Annotated in this window: 12 protein-coding genes; 5 read left to right on the forward strand and 7 right to left on the reverse strand. The window is 71.1% G+C overall.

What is annotated here, in order from left to right; genetic code table 11:
* The 4 genes from D7X55_RS22465 to D7X55_RS22480 form a co-directional block, all read left to right on the forward strand.
* Positions 1 to 668, forward strand: a 668-nt coding sequence (locus D7X55_RS22465; protein ID WP_147470172.1) for a response regulator transcription factor, incomplete at its 5' end; no start/stop codon positions are given.
* 117 nt (positions 669 to 785) lie between these two features.
* Positions 786 to 1,535, forward strand: coding sequence for an energy transducer TonB (locus D7X55_RS22470; protein WP_121724136.1), 750 nt, complete (start codon positions 786 to 788; stop codon positions 1,533 to 1,535).
* Positions 1,536 to 1,727: 192 nt separating this feature from the next.
* On the forward strand, positions 1,728 to 3,215 hold the full coding sequence (locus D7X55_RS22475) for an NAD(P)/FAD-dependent oxidoreductase (protein WP_121724137.1): 1,488 nt from the start codon (positions 1,728 to 1,730) through the stop codon (positions 3,213 to 3,215).
* Positions 3,216 to 3,269: 54 nt separating this feature from the next.
* Positions 3,270 to 3,521: a hypothetical protein gene (locus D7X55_RS22480; protein WP_120547829.1), complete on the forward strand. Its 252-nt coding sequence runs from the start codon at positions 3,270 to 3,272 to the stop codon at positions 3,519 to 3,521.
* Here the strand turns inward: D7X55_RS22480 and eutB are convergent.
* The 7 genes from eutB to D7X55_RS22515 all read right to left on the reverse strand — a co-directional run bounded on the left by eutB (position 3,518) and on the right by D7X55_RS22515 (position 12,423).
* A complete protein-coding gene (gene eutB, locus D7X55_RS22485) occupies positions 3,518 to 5,755 on the reverse strand; it encodes an ethanolamine ammonia-lyase subunit EutB (protein ID WP_121724138.1) in 2,238 nt (745 codons plus the stop codon). The two genes, D7X55_RS22480 and eutB, sit on opposite strands and share 4 nt — an antisense overlap.
* Before the next feature lie 125 nt (positions 5,756 to 5,880).
* Entirely contained in the window at positions 5,881 to 7,257 is a 1,377-nt protein-coding gene (locus tag D7X55_RS22490; RefSeq protein WP_121724139.1) for a hypothetical protein, read from the reverse strand.
* A gap of 52 nt (positions 7,258 to 7,309) precedes the next feature.
* Positions 7,310 to 8,464 carry a hypothetical protein gene (locus D7X55_RS22495; RefSeq protein WP_121724140.1) on the reverse strand — a complete coding sequence of 385 codons (1,155 nt, stop codon included), beginning with the start codon at positions 8,462 to 8,464 and terminating at the stop codon, positions 7,310 to 7,312.
* Positions 8,461 to 10,410: an ATP-binding protein gene (locus tag D7X55_RS22500; protein WP_120547833.1), complete on the reverse strand. Its 1,950-nt coding sequence runs from the start codon at positions 10,408 to 10,410 to the stop codon at positions 8,461 to 8,463. Before D7X55_RS22500 ends, D7X55_RS22495 begins: the two co-directional genes overlap by 4 nt.
* 77 nt (positions 10,411 to 10,487) lie before the next feature.
* A complete protein-coding gene (locus D7X55_RS22505) occupies positions 10,488 to 11,417 on the reverse strand; it encodes a TIGR02757 family protein (protein ID WP_199747079.1) in 930 nt (309 codons plus the stop codon).
* A 13-nt stretch (positions 11,418 to 11,430) separates the two neighbouring features.
* The gene (locus D7X55_RS22510) at positions 11,431 to 11,898 is read right to left on the reverse strand and encodes a molybdenum cofactor biosynthesis protein B (RefSeq protein WP_120594536.1); all 468 of its coding nucleotides are present in this window, start codon (positions 11,896 to 11,898) and stop codon (positions 11,431 to 11,433) included.
* Positions 11,899 to 12,108: 210 nt separating this feature from the next.
* Positions 12,109 to 12,423 (reverse strand): Rieske 2Fe-2S domain-containing protein, encoded by a 315-nt coding sequence (locus tag D7X55_RS22515; RefSeq protein ID WP_120547835.1) that lies wholly within the window; start codon positions 12,421 to 12,423, stop codon positions 12,109 to 12,111.
* Between the two features lie 66 nt (positions 12,424 to 12,489).
* On the opposite strand from D7X55_RS22515, the gene polX reads away from it, so the two are divergent.
* The gene (gene polX, locus D7X55_RS22520; protein WP_121724141.1) at positions 12,490 to 14,250 is read left to right on the forward strand and encodes a DNA polymerase/3'-5' exonuclease PolX; all 1,761 of its coding nucleotides are present in this window, start codon (positions 12,490 to 12,492) and stop codon (positions 14,248 to 14,250) included.
* Positions 14,251 to 14,387 lie beyond the last annotated feature (137 nt).

Raw genomic sequence — 14,387 nt, forward strand, 5'->3', positions numbered from 1 at the left:
ACGCCAACCTGCGCCTGGGCCTGCGCGACAACCTGCGCGACGAGGGCTACGACGTGACGGACGCCCCTTCCGCCAAGGACGCGGCGCCGCACCTGGAGTCGCGCGAGTTCGACCTGCTCATCCTGGACGTCATGCTGCCGGGCGAGGACGGCTACAGCTTCTGCCGCCGCCTGCGCGCGGAGGGCGTCAAGAGCATGGTGCTGATGCTCACCGCGCGCTCGCTGGAGGACGACCTGGTGCGCGGCTTCGAGGCCGGCGCTCAGGACTACCTCACCAAGCCCTACCGGCTGCGGGAGCTGCTCGCGCGCGTGCAGGCGCTGGTGCGCCGGGCGGGCACGGCGCCGCCGCAGGTGGTGACCTTTGGCACCTTCACGCTGGACCTGGGGCGCCGCGCGGTGCTGCGCTCGGACGGCGGTGAGGTGGACCTGACGCGCACGGAGTTCGACCTGCTGGCGTTCCTCCTGCGCCACCGCGACCGCGCGCTGCCCCGGGGCGAAATCCTGGATGCCGTCTGGGGCCGCGACGTGGTGGTGGATCCGCGCACGGTGGACAACTTCGTGTCCAACCTGAAGAAGAAGCTCGGGTGGACGAGCACGTCCGGCTTCACCATCCACACGCTGCGCGGCGTGGGCTACCGCATGGAGGTCACGAGCGGCGGCCCGTCATGACGAATCCATGACCGACATATGGAGCGCCGTCGGCCTTTCCGCGGACGGGACTTCGTACCTTGCCTCTTGTGGAGACGAGACGCCTGGAGCGTCCGTTCCAACCAGGAGGCGGGTCAGATGTTTGAGTCGGTCATCGAACGGCGGGGAGTGCGCTCGGGACGGTTCGGCACGGGCGCGTGGGTGTCCATCGGCGTGCACGCGGGGCTCCTGGGCCTGGTGTTCTTCATCTCCGGCCGCGCGCCGGAGACCATCGAGCCGCCCGAGCGGACGATCGTCTTCCACCCGCCCGCCATCCAGAAGGGCGTGAAGCAGGCCGCGCAGCCCAAGCCGGCCACGGCCGCGCCGGCGCCGAAGCCCAAGCCGCGCACGGACCGCGTGCCTTTGCACCCGAAGCCGCTGCCGGCGGACCTGCCCGAGGCAAAGCCGGAGCCGACGACGGTCGCGGACGCGGCGGCCACCACGGACGCGACGGGCACGGGCGAGACCGGCCCGGTGGGTGATCCGGACGGCGATCCGAACAGCACCAGCCCCATCGGCGCGGTGGGCGTGCCGGTGATCAACACCGCGCCCACGGGCACGGAGGTGCTGCCCTTCCAGGGCGGGATGACGCCGCCGAAGCTGCTTAGCGGTTCGCAGTTCAACTACACGCTCGAGGCGCGGCGCGCGGGCGTGGAGGGCATGATGATCGTGAAGTGCGTCATCACCACGGAGGGCCGGGTGCGCGACTGCCGCATCATCAAGGGCCTGCCGTTCATGGAGGACGCGGTGCTGGAAGCGCTCTCCTCGCGCACGTATCAGCCGCTGACCTTCCAGGGCCGTCCGGTGAACGTGTCGTACACGTTCAACATCAAGCTGAAGATGCCGTAGCCATGGGGGCAGGTGTCCGCCAGTGAAAGCGCCCGGGCGCCTGCTTCCCCTTCGGGAAGGGAAAAGCATCGCAGCGGGACCGCGGGCCCGTTAGGAAAGTCCCGTCGCGCCTGGCCATGTGCGCGATACCGGCACCGGAAGGAGCGGGCCTCCCCCGGCCCGCTTCCGGTGCCGGTCCCTTTTCATCAAGCGATGGCGGACACCTGGTACGACGCGGTGGTGGTGGGCGCGGGCTTCGGCGGCCTGGGCACGGCGCTGGAGTTGTGCCGCCGGGGCGCCCGGGTGGCGCTGTGCGAAGGGCTCAACTACCCGGGCGGTTGCGCGAGCACCTTCCGGCGCGGTGGCTACGGCTTCGAGTCCGGCGCCACGCTGTTCTCCGGCTTCGGTGAGCACCAGCTCTTCGGCCGGTGGATCCGCGAGCATGCGCTGGACGTGACGGTGGACTGGCTGGATCCCCTGGTGGAGCTGCGGGCACCGGGCATGCGGCTGCCGGTGCACCGCGACCGGGACCGGCTCATCGCCGGGTTCTGCGCGCTCCCTGGAGCACCCGTGCAGGGCGTGCGGCGGTTCTTCGAGCTGCAGGGCCAGGTGGCCGGAGCGCTATGGCCGCTGTTCGATGACCCGGACCTGCTGCCGCCGTTGAGCCTGAAGTCACTGATGCGGCACGCGGGGCGCGCGTGGTCCTACGCGCCACTGACGCGGTGGCTGGGCCGGCCGCTGGGCGCGGTGCTCGCGAGTCACGGGCTGGAGGGCTTCACGCCGCTGCGCACGTACCTGGACGCGCTCTGTCAGATCACCGTGCAGTGCGCCGCGACGGAGGCCGAGGCCCCGTTCGCGTTCGCGGCGATGGACTACTACTGGCGCGGCACGGGCCATGTCCGGGGCGGCATTGGCCGGCTGGCGACGGCGCTGACGAAGGCCATCACGGCGAAGGGCGGCGACGTGCTCATGGCGAACCGGGTGCGCGCGGTGACGCCGGTGGATGGAGGCTGGCGGGTGACGGCGCGCAGGGGTGAGTTGCTGGCCCGGCACGTGGTGGCCAACGTGCTGCCGCAGGGGCTGCGCACGCTGCTGGATGCGCCGGTGGGACGGCTCCCCCGCGTGGATGCGCTGGCGAACCGCGTGGACGAGGGCTGGGGCGCGGCGATGCTGTACCTCGTGGTGCGGCCTCCCGAAGGAGACTCCGGCGCCGCGCATCACTTCGAGCTGGTGCGCGATGAGCATGCGCCGTTCATCGAAGGCAATCACCTCTTCGCGTCCATCAGCGGGGCCTCGGATGAAGGCCGCGCACGGCCGGGCCAGCGCACGGTGACGGTGTCCACGCACGTGTCGTTGAAGAAGCTCGCGGGCATGACGCCGGAGGAACAGGCGTCCTGGTTCGCCGCGCTCCATGCGCGCATGCGTGAGAACCTGGACGCGCTGCTTCCAGAGTGGACGGCCAACGTCGTGCACGTCATGACGGCGTCGCCGCGCACGTTCCAGCGCTTCACGTCGCGAGAGGCGGGCGCGGTGGGTGGCGTTCCCCGGCGCGCCGGATTGGACAATTACCGCATCCTGGGACCGTTCCAGGCTCAACGCGGTTTGTGGTTGGTGGGGGACTCGGTGTTCCCGGGTCAGAGCACGCTTGCAACAGCGGTGGGTGGCGTTCGCACCGCCGCGAGTATTGCCGCGTCGCGCTGAAGCATTGTCTTGCGTAAACCGCGTATGGTTTGCGTCCCCCCTCATGGAGGACGCATGCGTACGTTCCTGATTGGCGGTCTGTTGGCGCTGGCGGTGGGCTGTGGCGGTCCCATGGAGCAGGAGGCCGCGCCGGATCTGGCCTCGCAGGAGTCGGCGCTCCCGGACTGCATGAACACCGACAACATGATCACGTACTTCAACGACGCGTCCCACTCGATCATCGTGGGTCAGCGCGGCTGCTACTGCGGCAGCTGGGTGAACTGGGGCCAGGTGTCCACGAGCTACTGGGAGAACACCTCCTGCTAGGCAACCCCAGACACCCGTGGCGCGATAGAGGTCCGCGCGTCCGCGAGGATCCTCGCCGACTCCGTGGCGGCGTCCTCTGGCCGGACGCTGGTGTCTGAGATTCCTGCGATGAGCCGGGTGCGGTCGTGGTCCACCGCGCCCGGCTTCGCCCAGGTGTCCGCGTCCGGCACGGTGAGGTACGCGGAGAACGCGTGGTGCCCGGAGCCGGGGCGCTCGCCAATCACATGCACCAGGGCGCGCGGACGCGGGTCCCCTTCCGCGCCAAACAGCAGCTGGCCCACCTGGTAGCCCGCGCGCACGCGGCCATGCTTCACCACCAGCACCTCCGGCGCCACCCTCCAGCCCGTCGCCTCCAGCTCCGCGCGCAGCCGCGCCAGGAACGGCGCCAGGTGGCCCTCGTCCATCAGCGAGCGCGGATCCAATCCGTCCGACACGACCACCTGCGCGTCGTACCGGCCCGCGTGCTGCTCGCGCAGCGCTCGCACCGTGACCTCCGAGCCCGCCTCCAGCGTTTCGCCCGACGGCGGATGCAGGATGTAGTCGCGACGGTCCGCGGAGTTCGTCCGCAGCCGCACCGAGCCCGGGATGGACGCCACCGCCGCGTCGGACAGCTCCGACCACAGCCCCACCTTGCCGTCGTCGTAGAGGCCGCGCACCTCGCGCTCCAGCGCGGGCTCCAGCATCCAGGGCTGGTCGCCATGCCCCACCGCCAGCGGCACGCCCCGGGCGCGCACCTGGGCCATCTGCGCCTCCGCCTCCAGGCGCAGCTCCGCCTCCGGACGCGTGTCTCCCTTGGCGCGGCGGTAGTGCACGTAGACGTGGGCCGGGTCGCCGAAGTGCTTCGTGGGCCGGCCTTCCGCGTCGATGACGCCCAGGCGCTGGGAGAACGCCCACATCCGGTCATCCGCCTTCAGGCCGTACCGCGCGCGCAGCCGCACGTGGTCCTGGAAGGACGTGGTGAGGTAGCTGAGCATCGGATCATTCCGCGTGGGCAGCGCCATCAGGTACGCGGGCCCGGCCTCCGCCAGCTGCTCCTGGCACCAGCCCAGGTCATCCAGCGTCACGTCCATGTGCAGCGTGGAGCACACGTCCAGGCCTGGCGTGAGGCCGTGCAGCTTGCCCATCACGATGTCTTCCAGGCAGCAGCGCACCAGCTGCTCGCGCGTGCGGAACACCTCCGGGCCAATGAAGCCCGCCACGTCGTTGACGTGCACCCACGGCGCCGCCTCACGCCCCGCGCCCGCCTGCGCGATGGCCACGCGGCGCTTCAAGGCCCGCGCGAAGCCGTACTTGCGCGACTCGTGGATGAGCATGTCCGTGCCGTGGTGGTGCCCGTTCGTCGCGTCCGCGCCCTGCCCCGTCTCGAAGTACAGGCCCCAGCGCCCGGTGCGCGCCGCCGCGTGCGCCACCATCTTCTCCAGCGTCACGTCGAAGGTGCGGTTGGCGGCCTCGTTCCCCCCGAGGCTCTGGAACCAGATGCCCGTGGTGCCCGGCCGCAGCGCCTCCACCTGCGCCTGCACGTCGATGTGCGCGAGCACGCAGTGGGGCATCACCTCCTCCAGCCCGAACGTCGTCAGCACGTCGTGCAGCGCGGACTCCACCGCGGCCACCGACGCGACGTCGGACGACACCGGGTTGGTCCCCAGCACCACGTCGCCCACCGCGAAGGACCAGCCGTCGAAGACCTGCCAGCGGATGTCGTCCGGATGATCCGTGGGCGAGTTGGGCTGCAGACGCGCGCCCAGATAGCCCTTCGCGCCCACGCGGCTGCCCGGCAGCGGATGGAAGATGCGCCCACCCACCGTCTTCAGCTCCACGTCGCTCATCAGCTTCACGACGCACGCGATGACGTCGCTGGGCAGCCCGTCGAGCACGCCGTGCACGGCCTGCACCTCCGCCGTGAGCAGGAAGTCCTTGAGCCGGCCCAGCATCCAGTCCGCCACGCGCCTCCAGCGCGCCGGGTCCCACGCCTCCAGGTTGAACACGTGCAGCCGGTCCTCGAACGGAGGATGGGCGTGCAGGTCGTCCAGCCGCGTGCGTGACAACAGCGTGCGCGCGTTGCGCCGCGAGTCCTCGTCCGCCGCCGCGACGCCGATGGCCTCGTCGCCTTCCTTGAACGCGTTCGCCGCGCCCAACACCTGTTGATACAGGCGCGCGTCGAAGCCGCCGCTCAGGCGCTGCACGTAGTCAAAGACATCTTCGTGGGGGAGGACGTCGGGGAGACAGACGCTCATGGGCCATGAGCTTTATCCGGCGGCGCGGCCGCGCCACCATCCCCCGAGGGCGCTGTCGCCTGCGTGACGCCCGGACGGCTGCCCTCCACGATGTTTGGTGTTTCAATCGTTAGCGCTGCAAAGACTTACTTCGCTGGGACGCAGCCCTCGGGAGGCTTCCATGCGAGCAGCGCCTCCACGCGCGCGTCCTGGACCTTGGACACGCCCTCTGGCGCATCGACGCGGTTGACCCCGGGCTCGCGCGTGAAGTCGAGCTCCCTGACGGGCACGGGCAACGCCGGGCAGCCGCCCTGGAACGTGGCCTCCGCTTCGGTCATGAGCACGTTCGCGTGGTCCTCTCCAGCGGCCCACGAATAGGGATACGTGAACGTGCCCGACAGGGGCTCCGTGCCTCCGGGAGGAAACCACTTCCAGATCAGCCGCGTCTGCGCCGTGGAGCCGCCGAAAACTCCGCCAGCGACCCCGCCCAGGATGCCGTCCTCGATCGTGGGCCATTCGACGCGGAGACCCTTCGGAACAGGCACGCGCACGGCCTCCACCTGCACCCGGTCGTTCACCTCCGGCTCCATCATCAGCATCCACGAGAGTTCGCGGATCCGCTCCGGCGACACGCGCCCCACCCTCACACTGGACTGCCGCGCGGCGTTCGTGGCCACTCCGTCCACCTTGCCGTCGGACTTCAACGCCAGGCCGGAGCAGCTGCTCGAGCGGTACGTGGTCCCTGTCGCCAGGTGGTAGGCGTCGAGCTGATCACAGAAGTCGTAATGGCCTCGCCGGCCGCGGATCACCAGCCAGCCGCCCGCTGGCGCGCGGATGCGTCCCAGCGGCAGTACCGTCTGGACATTCCGCCCGCTCGGGTCGAGCGCCAGACATTCCCTCCAGGCCTTGTAGCGGCTCCGTGAAGGCTTCCTCCGGGCTTCCTTCATGCAGTCCGTCGGAGGCGGCGGATCCGCGTCGAACGTGCCGGGGCGCCGGTTCTCCGGACGGAAGGCCTTCTCCGCCCGCGCGCGCCAGGCCTCCGTCTCCGCGCCGCACTCACCGGCCTTCGCGGGGCACAGCAGGGTCGCCAGCCGATGCTTCTGTGAAGCCTCGCGCGCCAGCACCTCGCGGAGGTCCGGAGCCATCACGATGGACTGCGCACCGGGACGGCCCAGCTCCAGTTGAGACGCGAAGTACGCCTTGCCTCCATCGCGCCACCACGTCTTCAACGCGAGCGCGGTCGTGGCCGCATCCTCGTCCCAGCTCAGCGGCTCCCGGTGCTCCTCTTCGCGAGCGATGCCGAAGCAGCGGTGGCTCAGCAGCAGCTGGAGTCCGGAACGCGCATCCTCCACCTCGCCGTCGTCCGGAAGCGCCTGCATCCGCGCGTCGAACGCGGACAGCGCCTCCTGGGCCGCCTTCCAATCCGCGGTGTCTGGCGCGCACGGGACGATGCGCCCCGCCTGCGCAGGCGCCGCCGTCAACAGCCAACCCAGCCCGAACGACACCATGAGGGACACGGACATGCCTCCATGGCAGCCGGTCCCGGGCCCGGACGTCAAGTCGCGCGGCGGCGCACTACTCGCCGAGGAGGGCCGACCAGAAGCGCACCATCTTCAGCGACTCCATCACGCTGGACTGCTTGTCCATCTCCGCGTGGGTGATCAACGGCGTGGGCCGCAGGTGCACGTGCGTGTGCGGCGCCAGCGCGCGCGCCAGCAGCGTGGACTCGATGGCGGGGATGACCGAGTCATCTGTCCCGTGCAGCAGGTACACCGGCGCACGAGGCGCGGGAGAAAGCTCCGGCGACAACGATGGGTCCCCAGCGAAGCCCTTCACGAAGGGCAGCAACCGCTGGCCCAGCGCGGCCACGTCGCGCGTGTTCACCTGATGCAACAGCGTGGCGGCGGGCTCCGGCAGCGTGGCCTCCATTGCCCGGGCCTCCGCGAACGTGGCCTCCGCCTTGCGCGAGTCCACCAGCGTCAGGTGCGACGCGTGCATGAACGTGAGGACGCCCTTGCGCAGCGCCTCCACCTGCTCCGGCGGCACCAGGCGGTCCGCGACGTTCAGCAGGATGACCACCACGCCGTAGTCGTGCGGCCTGCGGTGCACCCCGTCCGCCTGCACGCCCGTGCACAGGAAGGACAGCACGCGCGACAGCTCACCGTGCCCGCCGAAGGACAGCACCGCGGCCACCCTGTCACGCAGCGCGGGCCGGCCCGCCGCGACGACGGACAGGCCTCCGGAGAAGCTGATGCCAAAGAGATCCACCTCCCCTTCCGGCGCCAGCGCTCCCGGCCCCAGCGCCCACAGGGCCGTGTCCTCGATGACGTCCGGCAGGCGCGGGGTGATCTGGTAGCGCAGCAGGTCCGGCGGCTCCGGCGTGAGCACCGGCTGCCCGCCCATGGCCAGGTCCTCCGCCAGCTTCACCAGGCGGGGCTCGTCGATGCCCGCCGCGTGCACGCCCGACGTGAGCACGATGAGCCGGCCCTTGCGCTGATCCGGCTGGTAGAGCCGCCCGCGCACCGGCCCGTGGCGCGTGGGCACGCTCAGGTCCGTGACGGTGAAGGCCCCGGTGCCATGGCGGGCCAATGCCTCGGCCACGGTGCCATGGAGGCCCGCCGCGCGCAGCACGAAGGACAGCCCTCGCAGCTCGGGCGGCAGGAGGAGGACAGCCGCCAGCAGCAGGGCCGCGAACACGGCCCCCAGCGTCCAGCGCAGCCGGTGCTTCATTGCATCAGCGTTTCGACGAAGGTGCACAGCTGGTCGCGCTCGAAGGGCTTCTCCAGCAGCTCTCGCGCGCGGCGGCCCACGAACTCGCGGGCCTGCGGGTTCACCCCGCCCGTCATCAGGCCGGTGCGCGGCGCCAGCTCCGGCGCCAGCCGCTCCAGCTCCACCAGGAAGTCCATGCCGCTCATGCCCGGCATCATCAGGTCACAGAGGATGGCGTCGAACTTCTCGCCGCGAGACAGCCGCGTCAGGGCCTCGCGCGCGTCCTGGATGACGTGCACCTCGTAGAGGTTGCGCAGGAGCCGGCTCACCGCGCTGCCCACCGCCGGCTCGTCGTCGATGAGCAGCAACCGGCGCAGGCTTCGCGTCGCGCGCGCCGCCTGCGAGGGCTCCTCCACCACGGCCGCGACCGCCTGCACGGGCCGCGCACTCTCCGGCGGCAGGGCGAGCGCCGGCAGCTCCACGCGGAAGAGGCTCCCCTGCCCCTGCTCGCTGGCCACCTCGATGTGGCCGCCCATCGCGTGCACCAGCGTGAGGCAGATGGACAGGCCCAGGCCGGTGCCGCCCTTGGGCGAGCGCGTGGTGAAGAACGGATCGAAGATGCGCTGGCGCACCTCCGGGGCCATCCCCTGCCCGTTGTCCTCCACCTCGATGAGCACGTGGCCCTCGCGGCCCGGACGCACGCGCAGCTTGATCAGGTTCTCTTCCGGGGGCCGGTCGCCAAAGGACTGGAGCGCGTTGGTCAGCAGGCCCGTGACGACCTGGGCCAGCCGGCCCTCGTTGCCGTGCACCGCGGCCACCGGCTCCAGGTCGCACGCCATGCTCGAGCGCTGCTGGAACTCGTCGCGCATCCGCTTGACCGCGTCCTCCACCGCGCGCCGCACGTCCACCGGACCGTGCTGCTCCTCCTCCGTGCGCGAGAACGTCCGCAGGTCGCGCACGATGGAGCGCACCCGCCCCGCGCCCTCCAGCGCCTCGGCCACCACCTGGCGCAGCTCCTCCAGCTGCTCGGCCGGCACCACCGGCTGCGCCACGCGCTCCCAGAGGTAGGCCAGGTTGGAGGTCACGTAGGAGAGCGGGTTGTTGATCTCATGCGCCACGCCCGCGGCCAGCGTGCCCACGGACGTCATCCGCTCCGCCAGCCGCCGCTGCGTCTCCAGGCGGGTGCGCTCGTTGACGTCGCGCACCAGTCCCACGAGGAAGCGCTCGCCGTTGGGCAGCATGTACGCGGCCCGCTGCGTGAGCACCTCGCGCGAGCGGCCCTTCGCGTCCGTGAAGGAGCCCTCGTCCTCCACCGTCTGCCCCGTGGTGAAGGCGCGCTCGTCCTGGCGCCAGGCCGTCTCCGCCTGGACCGGGGAGATCAGCGCCGAGGTGACCGTGCCGCGCAGCGCCTCCGCGGGTTGCTCCAGCAGGCGGCAGTAGGCCGTGTTCACGGCGACCAGCCGGTGCTCCCGGTCCTTGATGAACAGCGGCTCCGGCACCGCGTCCAGCGCGCCCTGGAACATGTCGCGCGCACGCCGCAGCGCCTGCGCGTCTCCGTCCGCGGCCCTGCGCCGCAGCGCCACGAGCCTCGCGCCCCAGCGCGTGCCGGGCGGCGCCACGCACTCGTCCGCGCCCGCCTCCACCAGCGCCTCCGCCTCCTCGCCCTCGCGCTTCGTCAGCACCACCAGCCACGTGCGCGTCTGCAGCCGGCGCGCGTGCGCCCACTGGCAGCGCGCCTTCACGGCCTCCAGCGGACCGCCATGATCCCAGAGGACGAGCAGCCCTTCGGGCAGCGGCTCCGGAAAGGACTCCACGCGGATCACTCGGCACGCGCGCCCTTCGGCCGTGGCGCAAAGATCGCGTTCCACGTCCTGGGCCACCGGGGCTGGGACCGCCACCAGCATTGCGTGCACAGCGTTGCTCCTCGCGACCCGCGGGATCGGCCTCCCGGCGTCGCTCGACTGCATTGCAGCCTTGACCGCGCCAACCCGTCAACGCGGGGCCGCGCGGACTGCCCGTAGCCCATTTCCGGGTCGGGTGGGACTCAGAATTGCAGTGAACCGCGCGCGATGACGCGGGGGCCTACCTTGCAGGAAGGTAGGAGCGAACAGCGCTCGCAGTGCTGGGGCAGCGTCTTCGCCGGGCACGCGCCACTCATGCCGTAGTGGCACAAAGCAAAGTCGTAACGGACGGGGTCCTCCGGGTCGAGCGCCCGCAGCGACGCCGTCACCTCCTCGGCGGTGCGCCAGGTGAGGTCCGTGCGCTGCGTGAGTCCCAGGTGGAGCGCCATGCGTCCGATGTGCGTGTCCAGTGGGACCAGCAGTGCTGACGCCGGCACCTGCTTCCAGATGCCGAAGTCCACCGCGTCCGGTCCGCGCACCATCCACCGCAGATACAGGTTGAGGCGCTTCGCCGCGCCCGGCCCCAGGGGCGAGGGCAGCAGGTGATGCAGTCCGCGCTCCGGCCCCATCGCCTTGCGGAGCGCGTCCATGGGGATGTCCCGCAGCGCGGCGGTGAAGGCCGCGAGCGCTCCGTGCAGCGTGCCGGCCGCCTTGAAGCCCCGGACGAACAGGGCCTCCAGACCGCCGTGCTCGCGCAGCGCGCGGCCCATGCCCAGCAGCAGCACCGCGAGGTCGGTGCCCACGTTGAAGCGGTACACGAAGCCCGTGAGCAGCGCCTTCGCGCCCTTCACGTCCAGCGCGCGCACGAAGGCCGCGGGCGACGGCCCCATCTGCTTGAGGAGCGCGTCCACCTTCGGGCGGAAGAGGTCCGCGCGCCCGTAGGCCAGCGCCGCCGCGAGCAGCCCGCTGACCTCCACATCGCGTGGATCCGTGTAGCGGTGGGGGAACTCCACCGGGTCGAAACCGATGCGCGCTGACTGATCCGTGGACGCCAGGAAGGCGTCCAGGCGGGGGCGCAGGCGCTCGGCCGCCTGGGTGCTCAATCCGGTGTGCGCGGTGCGGCGCTTCGTCATCTCGCGGGCAGTCCTAACGCGTCAGCTCGCGCACCGCATGGCCCAGCTCCGGGAGGATGAGCGCGTCCAGGGCCAGCCTCACGGCCTGCGGCGAGCCCGGCAGCGCGAAGAGGATCATCCCCTGGTACGTGCCCGCCGTGGCGCGCGACATCATCGCGGGGCTGCCGATGCGCTGGAACGACAGCATCCGGAACAGCTCGCCGAAGCCGGGCAGCTCCTTCTCGAAGAGCGCGCGCAGCGTCTCCACCGTGCAGTCGCGCCGGCCAATGCCCGTGCCGCCCGTGAAGAGCACCGCGCGGGCCCCCGCCGCCTGCGCCTGCGCGAGCGCGCCCCGGATGGCCTCCGGATCATCCTTCACCACCGTGTGCCCGGCGACGGTGTGCCCCGCGGCGGCCAGGCCCTCGCGCAGGTCCTTCCCGCTGCCGTCGTGCGCCTCGTCCCGGCTGTCCGAGCACGTCACCACGTACGCGCTGACGTGCACCGGCGCGCGCGACTTGTGCTCCGCCGCCACCGCCGAGCCTTCATGCGAGTGGTCATGGTCGTGCGAATGCCCGTGGCCGTGGTCGTGGTCATGCGAGTGGCCGTGGCCGTGGTCGTGCGAGTGGCCGTGGTGGTGATGGCCATGACCGTGGTCATGGTCGTGATCGTGTCCGTCGTGTCCCATGGTGGACGCTCCTGAAGGTGGGAAGGCTCAAACGTCGGGAAGGTCGACGACGAGCGTTCCGTCCTCGACCGTGAGCTGCACCGTCGGCTGGTCATCACAGACGCCGGGCGAAGTCGCGTTCTGCCCCGTGTCCATGTCGAAGCCGACCTCATGGCACGGGCACACGACCATGTTCTCCTCGAGACGTCCGCCCGACAGCAGACAGCCGGCGTGGTTGCACCAGTCGTCGAGGCCCTTGTAGCGGCCGTGGATCTTCGCGATGCAGACGTTGCGCTTGCCGATTTCGTAGCCCCGCATCTCCCTCTCGGCGAAGTCCGCGGGTCCCAGCTTGATCTTCGTCATTGCGTTCCTTTTCCCACAACCCGTCCGGGCCTGCACCCCCGTTCCCCCGGCATTAATTTCCCGACCGTGACTCCCGACGTGACACCCTCCAACGCCGTGCTCACCGACAAGGCGGCCGTCGCCCAGCTCCTCCGGGACATGTCCCTCCTGCTCCAGCTCCAGGGGCAGAGCGGCTTCCGTGTCCGCGCCTACGACATTGGCGCGGACCGCATCGCGAACCTGCCGCAGGACCTGGGCGCCATCGTCACCGAGGGCCGCCTGCAGGAGCTCCAGGGCATCGGCCCGGGGCTCGCCGAAAAGCTCACCGAGCTGGTGACGACCGGCCGCATGACGGCGTTCGAGGAGCTGAAGGCCCAGTTCCCCGCCGGCCTGCTGGAGCTCATGAAGCTGCCGGACGTGGGGCCGAAGAAGGTCGCTGCCCTGTGGAAGGAGCTCCAGGTGGGCAGCGTCGAGGACCTGGAGCGCGCCTGCAAGGACGGCCGCGTGCGGGAACTCAAGGGCTTTGGCCCCAAGAGCGAGGCGAAGCTCCTGGACGGCATCTCCGTGTACCGGCGCGCCAAGGGCGAGCGGAAGCTCCTGGGGGACGCGCTCCCCATCGCGGAAGGACTGCTGGAGCTGATCCGCCAGGCGCCGGGCGTGGTGCGCGCGAGCCTGGGTGGCAGCGTGCGCCGCCGCGCGGAGACCGTGGGCGACGTGGACATCATCGCCTCCGCGAAGGAAGCGGGACCCGTGCTGGACACGCTCGCGAACGCGCCGGGCGTGGCGACGGTGATTGGCAAGGGCGACAGCAAGTGCTCCGTGCGCATGGTGCAGGGCGACCTCCAGGTGGACCTGCGCGTGCTGCCGGACGAGGACTACGCCACCGCGCTGCACCACTTCACCGGCTCCAAGGCGCACCACATCCGGCTGCGCAACCTGGGCCACGAGAAGGGGCTCAAGATTTCCGAATGGGGCGTGCACCGCGAGGACGGCACCAAGGTCCCCGTCCCCGACGAGGCGACGCTGTACCGGCTGCTGGACATGCAGGAGGTGCCGCCGGAGCTGCGCGAGGACAACGGCGAGGTGGAGGCGGCCCGGACTGGCAAGCTGCCGGAGGACCTGGTGACGCTCGCGGACGTGCAGGGCGCGGTGCACGCGCACAGCACCTGGTCCGACGGCCGCAACACGCTGGAGGAGATGGCGCGCGCCGCGAAGGCGCTGGGGCTCAAGTACCTCACCGTCACCGAGCACAGCGAGGCGGCCATCCACGCGGGCGGACTCAAGGTGGACGACCTCAAGCGGCAGTGGGAGGAGATCGACCGCGTGAACGAGCTGGTGCCCGGCATGCGGCTGCTCAAGGGCATCGAGGTGGACATCCTGGAGTCGGGGGCGCTGGACTACGCGGACAGCGTGCTGGAGCAGCTGGAGGTCGTCATCGCCTCCATCCACGTGCGCCACTCCATGGACGAGGACCAGATGACGCGGCGGGTGCTGGCCGCGCTGGACAACCCGCACCTGCACATCCTGGGACACCCCACCGGGCGCCTCATCCAGAGCCGCGAGCCGTACGCCCTCCGGATGGAGGAGGTCCTGGAGCGCGCGCGGGAGCGCGGCGTCGCGGTGGAGATCAACGGCAAGCCGGCGCGCCTGGACCTCAAGGCCGAGTACGTGCGGCAGGCCGTGGGGCGCGGGGTGAAGCTGGTGGTGAGCTGCGACGCGCACCGCCAGGACGACCTGAAGAACCTGGCCTATGCCGTGGCCACGGCGCGCCGGGGCTGGGCGAGGAAGCAGGACATCCTCAACACCCGCTCCGCGGAGAGCTTCCTCGCCGGCCTGCGGGAGCGCTGATAGGCTTGCGGGCGCGAAGATGTTCCGCCCGCTCCTCCTCGTCCCCGCCCTCCTCTGCCTCCTCCTCGCCCTGCCCACGCGGGCCGGCGCGGAGGCCCGCGTGGGCAGGGCGAGGAGGAGGCAGAGGAGGGCGGGGA

The organism is Corallococcus sp. AB049A (genome assembly GCF_003668885.1).
GTDB classification, from domain to species: Bacteria; Myxococcota; Myxococcia; order Myxococcales; family Myxococcaceae; genus Corallococcus; species Corallococcus interemptor.

What these genes read in the sequence shown, in the direction of transcription:
- D7X55_RS22475 (WP_121724137.1), top strand. Translation starts at nt 1,728, where the DNA reads ATGGCGGACACCTGGTACGACGCGGTGGTGGTGGGCGCGGGCTTCGGC.
- eutB (WP_121724138.1), bottom strand. Translation starts at nt 5,755, where the DNA reads ATGAGCGTCTGTCTCCCCGACGTCCTCCCCCACGAAGATGTCTTTGAC.
- D7X55_RS22500 (WP_120547833.1), bottom strand. Translation starts at nt 10,410, where the DNA reads ATGCAGTCGAGCGACGCCGGGAGGCCGATCCCGCGGGTCGCGAGGAGC.
- D7X55_RS22480 (WP_120547829.1), top strand. Translation starts at nt 3,270, where the DNA reads ATGCGTACGTTCCTGATTGGCGGTCTGTTGGCGCTGGCGGTGGGCTGT.
- D7X55_RS22495 (WP_121724140.1), bottom strand. Translation starts at nt 8,464, where the DNA reads ATGAAGCACCGGCTGCGCTGGACGCTGGGGGCCGTGTTCGCGGCCCTG.
- D7X55_RS22490 (WP_121724139.1), bottom strand. Translation starts at nt 7,257, where the DNA reads ATGTCCGTGTCCCTCATGGTGTCGTTCGGGCTGGGTTGGCTGTTGACG.
- D7X55_RS22470 (WP_121724136.1), top strand. Translation starts at nt 786, where the DNA reads ATGTTTGAGTCGGTCATCGAACGGCGGGGAGTGCGCTCGGGACGGTTC.
- D7X55_RS22515 (WP_120547835.1), bottom strand. Translation starts at nt 12,423, where the DNA reads ATGACGAAGATCAAGCTGGGACCCGCGGACTTCGCCGAGAGGGAGATG.
- D7X55_RS22505 (WP_199747079.1), bottom strand. Translation starts at nt 11,417, where the DNA reads ATGACGAAGCGCCGCACCGCGCACACCGGATTGAGCACCCAGGCGGCC.